The organism is Hymenobacter sp. BT730 (assembly GCF_030542105.1).
GTDB lineage: Bacteria > Bacteroidota > Bacteroidia > Cytophagales > Hymenobacteraceae > Hymenobacter.
This window is the reverse complement of sequence record NZ_JAUOFB010000003.1, coordinates 449,518-463,658: the sequence shown is the minus strand read 5'-3', so window position 1 is coordinate 463,658 and position 14,141 is coordinate 449,518. Positions and strand designations below refer to the sequence as shown.

The following is a 14,141-nucleotide window of genomic DNA, read 5'->3' as shown; positions in this document are numbered from 1 at the left end:
AGCTAGACGAGGATTAGTTGGATGATTCTCTTGAATCGAAAGAAAGAGCAATAAGTAATCCTCTGTCTAGGCTCAACTGTTAATGCTGCAGCACTTCAAAACCGACTTCCTCGGCTTCCATCAGGTTTTGCGGGTTCACGCTGGTCAGGCGTAGCAGCTTCATTTCGCCTACCAGCAGCGGGTCGTACTTAGCCGTTACGCGGATGTAGTTGGGGGTAAAGCCTTCCATCTGGCCGTTGGTCACGTCGTCTTCAAACAAGACTTTCGTTTCCTGACCCACGTGCTGCTCGTAGAAAAAGCGCTTTTTCTTTTCGGAGAGGCTGCGCAATTGGGTGGTGCGCTCGTGGCGGTGGCGGTCCTGCACGCGGCCGGGCAGGGAGGGCGCCAGCGTATTGGCCCGCTCCGAATATGGAAAAACGTGCAGATAGCTGATGTCCAAATCATTCAGAAACTGGTAAGTTTCCAGAAAATCGGCTTCGGTTTCGCCAGGAAATCCTACAATAACGTCCACGCCGATGCACGCATGCGGCATCACTTCCTTAATCAGCTGCACCCGATCCATGTAGAGCGCGCGGCGGTAGCGGCGACGCATGAGCCCCAGAATCTTATCAGAGCCCGATTGCAGTGGAATGTGGAAATGGGGCATAAACCGCTTGGAGCGGGCTACAAAGCGGATAATCTCATCCGTGAGCAGGTTGGGCTCGCAGCTACTGATGCGGAACCGCTCAATGCCTTCCACTTCGTCCAGGGCCTGTACCAGGTCATAGAAGTTCTCCTGCCGCTCCCGCTCAGGGCCTTGCAGGCCAAAGTCGCCGAGGTTTACCCCGGTCAGGACGATTTCCTTTACGCCGGTTTCGGCCAACTTTTGCACTCGCTCTACCACACTCTGCACGGAACCGGAGCGGCTTTTGCCACGTGCCAGCGGAATGGTGCAGAAGGAGCAGGAGTAGTCGCAGCCGTCCTGCACTTTCAGGAAGGTGCGCGTCCGGTCGCCGTAAGAATGCGCGGCATGGAATTCCGTAGCCTCAGATATAGGGGAGGCAAACACCTGACCCGGCTGTCCGGCGGCCGGCTTCTGAAAACCGGCCAGCGTTTCTACCAGCTGAAATTTCTCGGCGGCGCCCAGCACAGCGTGCACGCCGGGGATTTCGGCAATTTCCTGGGGTTTGAGCTGAGCGTAGCAGCCCACAATGGCCACAAAGGCTTCGGGGTTGTGGCGCAGGGCTTCCTTCACCACCTTGCGGCACTTCCGGTCGGCGTGGTCCGTGACGGAGCAGGTATTGATGACGTAGATGTCGGCCGCTTCCTCAAAAGCTACTTTAGCAAAGCCGTGTTCTTCAAACTGCCGACCAATAGCCGAGGTTTCGGAGAAGTTGAGCTTGCAGCCCAGCGTATAAAAGGCAACTTTTCTTGTATCCATAAGCAAGACCGCAAAGATACAACGCCTTGGCGGAGCTGCCGAATCAAGTTTTCAAGGGTGCCCGCAAGTTCCTCTAAACTCAGCGGACCTAAGCTTTTCCGCCAAGCGTAGACACCGTTCTACCGATGCAGAAAGTCTTCAAACGTTGCCTGCTGGTAGGCCTGGCCCAGGCGCAGCTGCGCGGTAGTAACGCTGTCCGATTTACTGATGATTTGCCGGGCAGCATTATCATAAGAAACGGTGCTTTGCGGGGTCACCAGACCAAATCCATCGGTAAAGCAATAAAAAGCAAATGGCTTAGTGCCCGGTTGGAGCAGATTGCGGCTGAAGGTGTAGCCGGCAGCTGGTAAATGCAGTTGCGCCAGTAGGGTGGCGGCGACATCAGTCTGCGAGCCTAGCTCGGGTACAATCCGGCCCCGGGCGGCAGGGAGCAGGGCGCCGCCCGTCAGCAGGAGCGGAATCCGAAACTTGGCCGGGTCGTGGTTGGGGGAGTTACCGGGCAGAGCATGGCCGTGGTCAGCAACCAGCACTACCAGCGTGTTGTCCCACCAGGGTTGCTGCCGGGCCTGGCGCAGGAACTGGCCCAGAGCATGGTCTGAGTAATAGATAGAGTTGCGGAATTGGTCAGCTTCTGAAGGACCCTTAAACCGGGTAGGCATGGGCACCTCGAAAGGCTCGTGGCTGCTCAGGGTAAAAGCCGTAACGAAAAAAGGCTGCCGCTGGGTGGTCAAGTCCGCCAGTACCCGGCGAAACAGGATGTGGTCGTGGGCGCCCCATTTGGAGTTTTGCTCCTTGGCGCGGAAGTCGGTGCGTTCTGTAATCTGGTCGTAACCCCCGGCTACCAGGTAGCTTTTCATGTTAGCAAAAGCCAGCTCGCCGCCATAATAATAATGCGAGGAATAGCCTGCCGCTTTCAGGCTGCGGTTTAACTGCGGCAGCTGCTCCGTTTTGCGGGGGTATTTGATAATACTGGTGTTGGGCTGATTGGGATATCCGCTCAACAGGGAAACCAGCCCTTTCTGGCTCCGGTCGCCAGCGGCGTAGATGTTGGTGAACAACACACTAGAGCTTTGCAGGCTGTCCAGCGTCGGCGTTACGCCCCGCTCACCGCCCATGCTGCCCACTAGTTTAGAAGTGAAGCTTTCCAGAATAATGAACAGCACGTTTGGGCGCTTAACCCGCAGCAGGGTTGCTCCTGAATCTTGCATAGCCGTTGGATACAGCTGCCGCGTGAGACGGTGAGCCGTAGTATCTGCCATGTACTGATAAGGGTTGGTAGTAGTTCCTTGCTGCACCAGCGCATTTACCACGTTCCAGGCCACATTGAGCGCTGCATGGTTGGCAAAGGGTTGGGGCGAAAAGTAAACGTCGCTCTGGTTTACCGGAATTTGCTGCACCCCACCGCGCAGCGGAACTATCAGCAGCAATGAGTATAGTAAGCTAACCAGTAAAGCGCGTCCACGCCCGAACCCAGCTGGTAGTGGCGGCAGCCGGCCTACTCCTTTATTATATAGGAGCCATCCCACTATTAAGAGCCCGGCAAACAAAGCCAGCAGCACCGCCCACGGCGCGGACCCAGCCGAGGCCAGCATTTCGGAAGGTGTATTCAGGTATTGCAGGGGCGTAGCATCCAGCCGGAACCCCCAGGCCCGGTACAACTCCAGATCCGAAATTACCAGAAAGCTTACGACTACGCCTGCTACGGCCGTAGGAAAGCGCACCAGCCTCTCTAAAGGAAACTGCGGCCCGGCCAAACTGCCGAACATAAATATCAGGAAGGGTAGCAGGCATAGATAAGCCGCGGCCGAAGCATCAAGCCGCAAACCATACCACAGAAGCCGGGGAACTGTACCGGCCGGCAGCGCGCTGAGGTGGTCGGCGTGATATCCTAAAAAAAGCAGACGAGCCAGAATAAAGTACGCCAGCCAGAAGCAGAAGAGGCGAGGCTGAAACGTAAAGCGGTTTCTCACACTGTAAAAGTAAGATGAACCATTGGGGAGCCATGCAGGTTGAGAGTTTTCATCTGAAAATAGCTCGACAGTATATAAATAGGGGTGGGGTGAGTGAAAAAGGGGTGATTTCGGCTTTTCAAGGTTAATATTTTGATAACACAGGTATTTTGAAGGGCTGTTGTTGAAATTATAGTTGAATTTTCAGAAAAACACCCCTGTTTTAGATGGGTATGTTTGGATTATAGTGTTTGGCAGCTCTACCTTTGTATAACTCAAGAATAAGTACACGTTAAACTCTTTATGGCCATTCTTCGCTTCAAAGCTCTTGAACTCGTCGACCAGCGCAAAACGGTCGAGGTGATTTCATCCGGTGAACGTCGTTCCGATTCCTTCGGGAAGAACGTGTTCAACCTGGACGCCATGCGCTCTACTATGCCTGGTGAATACTTCAAGAAGCTGCAAGCTGCCATCAAGCAAGGCTCGCCTGTAGAGCGTTCCGTAGCTGATGCCGTTGCTTCTGCCATGAAGACCTGGGCCATGGCCAAAGGTGCGACGCACTATACGCACTGGTTCCAGCCCCTCACCGGTGCTACTGCCGAAAAGCACGACTCCTTCTTCGACCTGAACTCAGACGGTCGTCCGATAGAAAACTTCAAAGGTTCCGCGCTGGTACAGCAGGAGCCCGATGCTTCCTCGTTCCCGAACGGTGGCATCCGCAATACCTTCGAGGCCCGCGGCTATACCGCCTGGGACCCCACTTCGCCGGCTTTCATCATTGAAACGGCGGGTGCCAAAACCTTGTGCATTCCGACCATTTTCGTTGCCTACACCGGCGAAGCCCTCGACTACAAAGCACCTCTGCTCAAGTCGCTGGCCGCTTTGGAAAAGGCCGCAGTAGATGTATGCCAGTACTTTGATAAGGACGTAAACCGCGTGTCGACCACACTCGGTATCGAGCAGGAGTACTTTGTGGTAGACAAAGCGCTGTTTGATGCGCGTCCTGACCTGGTGATGACCGGCCGTACGCTGTTCGGCCACGCGCCGGCCAAAGGCCAGCAGCTGGAAGACCACTACTTTGGCTCTATTCCCAGCCGCGTGCATGCTTTCATGCTCGACTTCGAGGAAGAAGCCAATAAGCTGGGCATTCCGTTGCGTACCCGTCACAACGAGGTAGCACCTAACCAGTACGAGTGCGCTCCTACCTTCGAGGATGCTAACCTGGCCGTAGACCACAACCAGCTCCTGATGGACATCATGGACCGGGTAGCGGAAACGCATAACTTCAAAGTGCTGCTGCACGAGAAGCCATATGCTGGCGTAAACGGCTCCGGTAAGCATAATAACTGGGCCATGAGCACCGACACCGGTGTAAACCTGCTGGCTCCGGGCAAGCGCCCCAAAGAGAACCTGCAGTTCCTGGCTTTCTTCATCAGCACCATTAAAGCGGTGCACACGCACGGCGACCTGCTGCGCGCCAGCATTGCCTCGGCCAGCAACGACCACCGCCTGGGTGCTAACGAAGCACCGCCGGCCATCATGTCGGTATTCGTGGGCTCAATGCTGGATTCCGTAATGGATGAGCTGGAGCGCACCGCCAAGCTGCCCCTGGACAAAGGCGACAACATTTACCTGAAGCTGGGCATCGATAAGATTCCCGCTATTCTGCTCGATAACACCGACCGTAACCGCACCTCGCCCTTCGCCTTCACCGGCAATAAGTTCGAGTTCCGGGCAGTAGGCTCCTCCGCCAACAGTTCCTCAGCCATGACGGTGCTGAACACCATTGTAGCTGACCAGCTCATCGAGTTCAAGAAGTCAGTTGACGCGCTGATTGAGCAGGGCAAGAAAAAGGAAGTAGCCATTGTCGATGTGTTGCGCGACTACGTCATCACTTCCAAAAACATCCGTTTTGAGGGCAATGGCTACTCCAACGAGTGGAAAGAAGAGGCTGAGCGCCGTGGTTTGTCCAACATCCCTACCACGCCACAGGCCCTGGATGCGCTGGTAACCCGCACGTCGGCGCACCTGTTCGAGCGGCACAACATCTACTCGCATGTAGAGCTGCACGCCCGCCACGAAATCCTGCTGGAAGACTACATCAAGAAAATCCAGATTGAAAGCCGCGTAATGGGCGACCTGGCCGTGAACCACATCATCCCCACGGCCGTGGCGTACCAGACCAAGCTAGTAAACAACGTGCGCGGCCTGCGCGAAATTGGCCTCGACGATGAGTACACGCAGGTTACGGTAGACACTATTAAAGCTATTTCGCGCCACATTGCTACCATCAAAACCCAAGTGGATGAAATGGTGAATGCCCGCAAAGTGGCCAACAAAATTGAAGACACGCGCGAGCGGGCCCTGGCCTACTGCGACAACGTGAAAGCGCATTTCGACGTCATCCGTCGCTCCGTAGACAAACTGGAGCTGATGGTGGCCGATGAGGACTGGCCCCTGGTGAAGTACCGCGAACTTTTGTTCCGGCACTAAGCCCACCAGGGTCAGAATCGAACCGAAGTTGGGTGGGAATTTTCTTCGGTCTCGATTTCGAAAAAGCCGTTCCGGGTGGGGCGGCTTTTTTTCGTTTACGGACTGCTTGGTTAGCATGTACTGCCACAGACTCGCATTAATGCTGCATGATAGCACCGCTTTGTAAAGCCCGCTTGCTTTCTGATAAAAAACGAAAAGCCCACCTCTTTCGAAGTGGGCTTTTCGGTACTATAAGTAAGCTATGAAGTCGAACTAGTTCTGCGGGGTAGCAGGTACTTTATCTACCACACCCTCAGTTTCTTTATTTATTACAACGGCCGTATCACCGGGCTCCCGGGCCATATCTTCTTGTACTTCGTTGGCGGCATCATTTGCAGCTGCACCCGTCTGATCAGCGGCATTTTCAGTCGCGGCTTCGGTGTTTTCCTGCTGCTTTTCGGTGCAGGATACAGTAGTAAGGGCGGCAAATGTAGCGGCTAGCAAGATGGATTTAAATGGCAGTTTCATAAGAGTCAAGGTTGGTGGTTAAGGTCCCGTGTACGGTAACCTGCTTATGAAGGCTACATTGAGGATACACTTTTGTGTTTTGCCCTAAGCGGCAGGTGCTGGGAATCATACGCTAATGCAGCAGTAAAAAGGCCTTTAAAACCTTTGAAGCAACATTTTTGTGCGGCATAGATTAGATTAAAATCTTACTGTAAGGAGGTTCAGTAACCACCATGGCTAGGAAAGCTGCCGGGGAAGCTCTGCATCATCGTCCATGACTTCGGCGCTACTGCCTGCATCCGGAAGGATAGCTTTCAGGGTGGCGCGCTTCAACTCATCCAGACGGTGGAGCGCATCGGCCACAGTATCATTTGCCTTAATCTTCTCGAATACTCCGGCTTTATTGGCCAGTTGCAGAAGTTTCTCCAGGACAAATGGTAAAACCCAGCCCACCACGCTGGAGGCCAGGACTCCGCGCAGCCCAATCCGCACCAGCAGTCGGGCTGCCATACGCTCCAACAGCAAAGCACGGGCGGCGGGCATGGCTTTATCGGCCAGGAAATCAGCTACCAGCTTCATGTTGCCCTTTTTCACTTCAGCACGGAGTACATCCTGAATGGATTCCAAGGCAGCCAGGGCCGTTTTGCGAAATAGCCGCCCGGTTTGCCAGGCTGCCAGGCCGGAAACGCGGGCAACTTGATGCAGGAAGGGAAAAACTCGTTTAGGGTATTTCATAAGGCAGGAAACCAGTGCCGCCTACCGGCACCGCCAATCAAGGTAGCATGATAATCGGTATTAGCCACCCTTTGGAATCTTTATACGAGTCTTAGGGTTAAAGAGGCCCTCTATGCCTATCACGTCCATTTTTTGGAGGAAAATACAGAGTTTATTACTACGTGTTTTTTCTGTGGTACCCGTATTTTTGTGCGACTAAGCTGACTGTATGCCCGATTTGCTACTTGACATAAACCTTCAACAATTGCCAGATGAATATCTGGCAGGTACATGGCGAGTTTCCGACCGGGTACTGAACCAAACAAATCCGAACAGCGCGCTGGCACTGGCTACTAATTTTGTCATGCAGCCTGGGTTCTTGCAGTTACAGGCACCCGGCCATACCGCCCAAGGCGACTGGTCCGTACAGCGCGACGAGTTGCTGAACCGTCCCTATCTGCAGCTGCAGCTTTCCGAAGAAGAAACCCGGGCCCTCATTACCCGCATGCGCCGCTCCCCCGATGGGGAGTTCAGTTCCCTAAACCTTTATTTTCAATCAGGAATGGAGATGCAGCTCACGCGCCCCTAGTGCGTAAAAGCTCATTTTCGATAGATTTTACTACTGTTTTGCTATGGCAAATAATCTGGTTCCTTCCGGTGAAGATTTCCCTCTAACGCAGGATGCCAGCCAGTTTCGGTTTCTGGCTGAGCTGATTCCACAATTGGTCTGGATTACTGATTCGGTAGGCTTTCATACCTATTTCAACCAGCGTTGGATTGAATACACAGGGTATACCCTGGAAAAAAGTCGTGGTACGGAAATGTGGAACAATCTGCTCCACCCCGAAGACCAACAGCGCGCCCGCGACCGGTGGAACCATTCCTTACAAACGGGCGAATTTTATGAAATCGAATACCGTTTTATCTCCAAAGAGGGCAACTACCGGTGGTTTTTAGGACAGGCATTGCCCCAGCGTAATCAAGATGGCCAGATCATTCGCTGGTTTGGCACCTGCACCGATATTACCGAGCAAAAGCGCCTGCAGGAACAGCTGGAGCGCTCTTATTCCGACCTGGAAACCAAAATAACCTTTCGTACCCTGGAATTGGAGCGTCAGATAAAAGCATTGCAACAACAGCTGAGCAAAGAAGCATAGCCTGCTGAAAAACCAGCATCTCGAATGAAAAGAACGGCTCGCATAGGCCGTTTTTTTATAGCCGATACTGTAAGCTGGCAGGCCACAATATCTGAATCGATACTTTTAAGGATGCAGACAATTATAATTCAGCATCCCGGCGGGGCCGAAGTGCTTCATTTGCAGGAGCAAGCCATTCCGCAGCCTGCGGCGCATGAGGTTTTGGTGCGGGTACAAGCGGCCGGCGTAAACAGGCCCGATGTATTGCTGCGCCAGGGCAAGTATGGCGGCGCCGGTGATGTGAGTGGTGTAGTGCCCGGCCTGGAAATAGCGGGCATTGTGGAGCGGTGTGGTGCCAGTGTAACCCGCTGGCAACCCGGCGACGCTGTTTGTGCTTTGTTGGCCGCTGGTGGATACGCCGAATATGCTGTAGTGGATGCCCAGCATTGCCTGCCCGTGCCTGCTGGCTGGAGCATGGTGGAAGCAGCCTCACTGCCTGAAACCGTATTTACGGTGTGGCACAATGTATTCCAGCGGGGCACACTGCAGCCTGGCGAAACCTTGCTCGTACACGGGGGCAGTAGCGGCATAGGCATTACGGCCATACAGCTGGCGCATGCGTTGGGCAGTAAGGTGGCCACCACGGTGGGAAATGCTGCCAAGGCGCAGGCTTGTCAGGACCTGGGCGCTTCATGGGTTATTAACTACAAAGAGGCCGATTTTGAAGAGATTTTGCGCCCGGAAGGGGTGGATGTAGTGCTGGATATGGTAGGCGGCGACTATACGCCAAAAAACCTGCGCCTGCTGAAGGATGATGGGCGCTTAGTATTCATAAACGCCATGCAGGGCGGCAAGCTGGAAGCCAATGCGCTGGATATTATGCGCCGCCGGCTGACTATAACTGGAAGCACACTACGGCCTCGTTCTGCAGAATTTAAGGCCACATTAGCCACCGAAGTAGAAAAGTACGTGTGGCCCTTATTGGCAGCCGGTAAATTCCGTCCGGTTATCTACCGTACGTTCCCGCTGGCGGAAGCTGCGGCAGCCCACCGCCTGCTGGAAAGCAGTGAGCATATTGGTAAAATAGTGCTGGAGGTTGGAACAGGGGAAGTCTAAAAACGTGTCATCCTGAGCTAAGCGAAGGACCTTCTGCCAGCTAAAACGACTCGCGTAACAACGACTCGGTATGCGGGGAGAAGGTTCTTTGCTTAGCTCAGGATGATAGCAAGTAACAATGAAGCCGCGCTCTATTACGCCCTCTTCCACTTAATGGTACAGCCAATAGCTTTGGTAGAGCTGGTAGTAGCGGGCTTACCAGCCAGAATATCCGTCATGGCCTGCTCCACATATTTGGTCTTCACTTGGGAGGCATCTTCCGAGTTATCATCAATGGCACCGATGTAGGAAACCACAAAGTCAGTGCCCTTCTTCGTAACCACATACAGGTGCGGCGTGCGGGTAGCACCAAAGGTTTTTGCTACCTGTTGGGTTTCATCCTGCAGATAGGGGAAGGGAAACTTCATGGTGGCTGCCCGGGCCTTCATATCCGCAAAAGACTCCTCAGGCACGGTTCCCGCATCATTAGGATTAATAGCTACCACCGGATACCCTTTAGAGGCATATTTCTGATGCAGCGCAATGATGCGGCTTTCGTAGGCCTGGGAAAACGGACAGGTATTGCAGGTGAATACTACAATGTAGCCCTTGGCTGCCTTGTTATCGGCCAGGGACACCATTTTGCCGTCCACGTTTTTCAGCTTAAAATCGGCCACTTTGTCGCCGACCTCATACCCAGCCGTACCCACAACAAAGTTGCTGAGCAGCACCAGCGCTAAGCACGCCGTAAAGAAAGAAAGGAGCTTTTTCATAAGCGGAAATAAGTTGGTTTTAAGGATGACGGTAAAGAATTACTGCAAAAACTTCTGAAGCTGAGTGGTTAGCTCGCGCTGGGTGAATTCCTGCTCAAAGGCAGCGCGTTTTTGCTGCTTATTATTGAATATCAATGTAAAAGGCAGCGCCCCCGACCATTTAGGATCTACTTTATCAATCCAGGAATTGGGGTCGGTTTCATTCAGCAGCACTACTTCCGATTTAAGGTTGCGCTTCTGTACAAAGGGCGTCACTTTCTTTTCCAGCTGCGAGGCATAATCCATGCTCACCAACAAGACCTTCACTTTTTGCTTGGCATAGGTGGTATTTACCTGATCGAAATAGGGGAGCTCCTTCACGCACGGCGCGCACCATGTAGCCCAGAAATTTACCACGTAAGTAGTATCACTCTGCCGGTTTAGCCGCTTTTGCAGCTCCGGCAGCTTAATCACACTTACCTGTTGCGCGCTGGCGGAAACCGAAAGCAACACGCCGGCAAGCACTCCTAAAATTCGTAGTCGAGTCATGTTTCGTGAAAGGGTATTTATGCAAAGACAGTTCAGGTAGCTCAAAGTTGCGGCGTTTATTTGTTATAAAATTTATTGGTTAAAAGACAGGCATTTTGAAGACGTGAGCAATAGAATAAGCAAGTCATGAACCCTATATAAAGCTTGATACATGAACTGAAGAATTCTGTTTAAGCAACGAGGGAAAGCCTCGTACCTTTGCCTTCAGCAACTTTACGCGCCCTCCCGTAGTTTCTGCTACGCCCACTTTGTCTGCCGCATGACCCCGACTTCCGCTTCCAAGATTTACTGCCCCAGCCTCACCGAGTATAAGCGCCGCCTCAGCCGCGAAGTAAAAATTGGCGACGTGCCTATGGGTGGCCTGAACCCCATTCGGGTGCAGAGCATGACCACCGTGGACACCATGGACACGCTGGGCTCGGTTGAGCAGACGCTGCGCATGGTAGAGGCTGGCTGCGAGTATGTGCGCATCACGGCGCCCAGCGTGAAAGAGGCCCAGAACCTGCTGGAAATTAAAAAGGAGCTGCGCAAGCGCGGCTGCCAAGTGCCCCTTATTGCCGATATCCACTTCACGCCCAACGCCGCCGAGCTGGCCGCCCGCATTGTGGAGAAAGTGCGCGTAAACCCCGGCAACTACGCCGATAAGAAGAAGTTCGACATCATTGAGTACACCGATGCTAGCTATCAGGACGAGGTAAACCGCATACGGGAGCGGTTCCGTCCGCTAGTGCAAATCTGCAAGCAGTACGGCACGGCTATGCGCATCGGCACCAACCACGGCTCCCTATCCGACCGGATTTTGTCACGCTACGGCGACACGCCGCTGGGCATGGTAGAATCGGCGCTGGAGTTTCTGCGCCTCTGCGAGGAAGAAAACTATTACGATGTAGTGCTCAGCATGAAGGCCAGCAACACCCAGGTGATGGTGCAGGCCTACCGCCTGCTGGTTCAGAAGCTGGACGAAGAAGGCCTGCAGCCTTACCCGCTGCACCTCGGCGTAACGGAAGCCGGCGAGGCCGAAGACGGCCGCATCAAATCGGCGGTGGGCATTGGCACGCTGCTGGAAGACGGCATCGGCGACACCGTGCGCGTTTCCCTGACAGAAGCCCCTGAAGCCGAAGCTCCCGTAGCCAAAGCCCTGATTGACCGCTACACCCACCGCGCCGCTGAAGCCAAGCCTATGGCGGCGGTAGCGGAAGTGCCCATTGACCCCTTCCAATATCACCGCCGCGTAACGCGCGAGGTGCTGAACATGGGTGGCCAGAACGTACCCCGCGTGATGGTAGACATTTCGCGCCTCACCTCGGTAGAGTATGCCGATCTGCGGGCCGTAGGCCACTTGTACTCGGCGTTCCTCGACAAGTTTCAGATGAACGACCTCGGCGCCGACTACCTCTACAGCGGCCAACGCCCCGTGCCGTTTATGTTGCCCAACGGCCTAAAAGAAGTAGTCGACTACAGCGCCTGGATGGATGCCGGCCATCGCCCGGACCATTTCCCCGTGCTCACCCAGGCCGAATACGCCGTGGCTGCCGCCAAGCACCCCGAGCTGAACTTCGTGTTTCATAACCTGGCCTCTCTCACCAGTGCTGCCCTGGACCAGCTGCGCGAGGACAGCACCGCCGTGGTTATCCTGTATACCGATAACGCCCACGCCATGCCCGAAATCCGCCGCGCGTTTTTCGAGCTAATGAACAATGGCGTTACCAACCCGGTCATCATCAACCGCCAGTATCCGGAGCTTACGCCCGAGCAAACCCAGCTCTATGCCGCCACCGACGTGGGCGGCCTGCTGCTCGACGGCCTCGGCGACGGGGTAGTGCTGAGCACCGAGCTGCTCCCTGAGCGCCCGAAAGAGGAATGGCTCCAGAATATCGACCAGCTCAACCAGCTCAGCTTTGGTATTCTGCAGGCGGCGCGCACCCGCATGAGCAAGACGGAGTACATCAGCTGCCCCAGCTGCGGCCGCACCTTGTTCGATCTGCAGGAAACTACTGCCATGATCCGCAAACGCACCGACCACCTGAAGGGTGTTAAAATCGGCATTATGGGCTGCATCGTGAACGGCCCCGGCGAAATGGCCGACGCCGACTACGGCTACGTGGGCGTGGGCAAGGGCAAAATTGCCCTCTACCGCGGCCAGGAAGTCATCAAGAAATCCGTACCGGAAGCCCAGGCCGTGGATCAGCTTATTGAGCTGATGCGCGAGGATGGCAGATGGATTGAGCCGGTGTTGCTGGAGGAGCCAGTAAGGGTGTAGTGAAAGAAAATATACCAGTGATGGATGCAGAAAAGATGCGACAGGCCCTTGCTTTAGCCGGTATCAACGTAAGAAAGCATTTCGAGCCATTACGAAGCGAGAATATAGAGCTGCTCCTTCGGATTGGTTTGTCAGAGGAAGCCAAGCAATTCTTAACAGAATTTTCCTTTGATGAAGATCTGGAAATTGGGGAGTTGCACTTCGACCAAGCAAACTGTTTAAAGAAAAATTTTGATTGGGAAGACGGCTTCCAGCGTGCCCTTCGAGCAGAATTACTGTTAATAGGCAGTGGATCTACTGGTGACCCAATTGCGCTGGATTTACGGGATTATCAGGCCGGTTATTTGTTCCATGATTATTTCTGGGAGCAAGAAGAGGAGGATCCGCGAAAGTTCTTTATTAAGATGAACTGTTCGCTAGGCCAACTCTTTTGGAATTCTCTTTCAGTAGAAGATTACCCAGTAGATGCTTATGAAGCTGCTGCCTATACTGGTGCGGAGTTTACAGGTTATGCAGAAGATGAATAAGTAAAGGAACCTTAAAACATCCGCGACGCCCACCCGTCTACCTTCCCATGAAGATCAAAGCAATTCTGACCGGGGCAACCGGTATGGTGGGTGAGGGGGTACTGCACGAGTGCCTGAACCACCCGGAGGTGGAGCAGGTGCTATCCATCAGCCGCAAGCCCAGCGGCATTACGCACCCCAAGCTGCGCGAAATCCTGCACGAGAATTTTCAGGATTTGTCGCCCATTCAGGACCAGTTGACGGGCTATAACGCCTGCTTTTTCTGCCTGGGCGTGTCATCCGTCGGCATGAAGGAGCCAGAGTACCGCCGCCTGACCTACGACCTGACGATGCATTTCGCCAACACCCTGCTGCCGCGCAACCCTGGCCTCACGTTCTGCTACGTATCAGGCGCCGGCACCGACAGTTCCGAGAAGGGCCGGCAAATGTGGGCCCGCGTGAAAGGAAAGACGGAAAACGACTTGCTGAAGCTGGGCTTCGCGCATGCCTATATGTTCCGTCCTGGCTTCATGCAGGCTACTCCAGGCTTGCAGCACACATTGCCGTATTACAAATATTTCGGCTGGCTCTATCCCGCCCTGCGCCGGTTTTTGCCTCAGTATGTTTCCACGTTACGGGAAATGGGCCTGGCCATGATAAACGTAGTGCGAAAAGGCTACTTTAAACCGGTGCTGGAAGTGCCAGATATTGTGGCACTTGCCAAAGGATAAGAAAACCTGCTTAAAGTATTCCGTCCTGTTGATCCAAGCCGCGACAGGAC

General features: G+C 54.0%; 13 protein-coding genes. 7 read left to right on the top strand and 6 right to left on the bottom strand.

Annotation, left to right across the window (positions count from 1 at the left end; all coding sequences use genetic code 11):
• Window positions 1-79 precede the first annotated feature (79 nt).
• On the bottom strand, window positions 80-1,420 hold the full coding sequence (mtaB, locus tag Q4G72_RS11900) for a tRNA (N(6)-L-threonylcarbamoyladenosine(37)-C(2))-methylthiotransferase MtaB (RefSeq protein WP_303311646.1): 1,341 nt from the start codon (window positions 1,418-1,420) through the stop codon (window positions 80-82).
• Between the two features lie 119 nt (window positions 1,421-1,539).
• Complete coding sequence (locus Q4G72_RS11895) at window positions 1,540-3,390, bottom strand: LTA synthase family protein (protein ID WP_303311645.1); 1,851 nt, start codon at window positions 3,388-3,390, stop codon at window positions 1,540-1,542.
• Window positions 3,391-3,672: 282 nt separating this feature from the next.
• Here Q4G72_RS11895 and Q4G72_RS11890 point away from each other — a divergent pair, with 282 nt between their 5' ends.
• A complete protein-coding gene (locus tag Q4G72_RS11890) occupies window positions 3,673-5,862 on the top strand; it encodes a glutamine synthetase III family protein (protein ID WP_303311644.1) in 2,190 nt (729 codons plus the stop codon).
• Window positions 5,863-6,114: 252 nt separating this feature from the next.
• On the opposite strand, the gene Q4G72_RS11885 is transcribed toward Q4G72_RS11890, so the two are convergent.
• The gene (locus tag Q4G72_RS11885; protein WP_303311643.1) at window positions 6,115-6,369 is read right to left on the bottom strand and encodes a hypothetical protein; all 255 of its coding nucleotides are present in this window, start codon (window positions 6,367-6,369) and stop codon (window positions 6,115-6,117) included.
• 216 nt (window positions 6,370-6,585) lie between these two features.
• Window positions 6,586-7,083 (bottom strand): hypothetical protein, encoded by a 498-nt coding sequence (locus Q4G72_RS11880; RefSeq protein ID WP_303311642.1) that lies wholly within the window; start codon window positions 7,081-7,083, stop codon window positions 6,586-6,588.
• 343 nt (window positions 7,084-7,426) lie between these two features.
• On the opposite strand from Q4G72_RS11880, the gene Q4G72_RS11875 reads away from it, so the two are divergent.
• From Q4G72_RS11875 to Q4G72_RS11865, 3 genes are all read left to right on the top strand, one after another.
• Window positions 7,427-7,651, top strand: coding sequence for a hypothetical protein (locus Q4G72_RS11875; RefSeq protein WP_303311641.1), 225 nt, complete (start codon window positions 7,427-7,429; stop codon window positions 7,649-7,651).
• 43 nt (window positions 7,652-7,694) lie between these two features.
• On the top strand, window positions 7,695-8,219 hold the full coding sequence (locus Q4G72_RS11870) for a PAS domain-containing protein (protein WP_303311640.1): 525 nt from the start codon (window positions 7,695-7,697) through the stop codon (window positions 8,217-8,219).
• Between the two features lie 111 nt (window positions 8,220-8,330).
• Window positions 8,331-9,314, top strand: coding sequence for an NAD(P)H-quinone oxidoreductase (locus tag Q4G72_RS11865; protein WP_303311639.1), 984 nt, complete (start codon window positions 8,331-8,333; stop codon window positions 9,312-9,314).
• A gap of 134 nt (window positions 9,315-9,448) precedes the next feature.
• Here Q4G72_RS11865 and Q4G72_RS11860 read toward each other — a convergent pair whose 3' ends face one another.
• Window positions 9,449-10,066: a thioredoxin family protein gene (locus Q4G72_RS11860; protein WP_303311638.1), complete on the bottom strand. Its 618-nt coding sequence runs from the start codon at window positions 10,064-10,066 to the stop codon at window positions 9,449-9,451.
• Between the two features lie 39 nt (window positions 10,067-10,105).
• A complete protein-coding gene (locus tag Q4G72_RS11855) occupies window positions 10,106-10,594 on the bottom strand; it encodes a TlpA disulfide reductase family protein (protein ID WP_303311637.1) in 489 nt (162 codons plus the stop codon).
• 259 nt (window positions 10,595-10,853) lie between these two features.
• Here Q4G72_RS11855 and ispG point away from each other — a divergent pair, with 259 nt between their 5' ends.
• From ispG to Q4G72_RS11840, 3 genes are read left to right on the top strand one after another with little or no spacing between them, the layout of a single operon-like run.
• Entirely contained in the window at window positions 10,854-12,854 is a 2,001-nt protein-coding gene (gene ispG / locus Q4G72_RS11850; protein WP_303311636.1) for a (E)-4-hydroxy-3-methylbut-2-enyl-diphosphate synthase, read from the top strand.
• A 20-nt stretch (window positions 12,855-12,874) separates the two neighbouring features.
• Window positions 12,875-13,381, top strand: coding sequence for a hypothetical protein (locus Q4G72_RS11845; protein WP_303311635.1), 507 nt, complete (start codon window positions 12,875-12,877; stop codon window positions 13,379-13,381).
• A gap of 47 nt (window positions 13,382-13,428) precedes the next feature.
• Window positions 13,429-14,091 (top strand): Rossmann-fold NAD(P)-binding domain-containing protein, encoded by a 663-nt coding sequence (locus tag Q4G72_RS11840; RefSeq protein ID WP_303311634.1) that lies wholly within the window; start codon window positions 13,429-13,431, stop codon window positions 14,089-14,091.
• Window positions 14,092-14,141 lie beyond the last annotated feature (50 nt).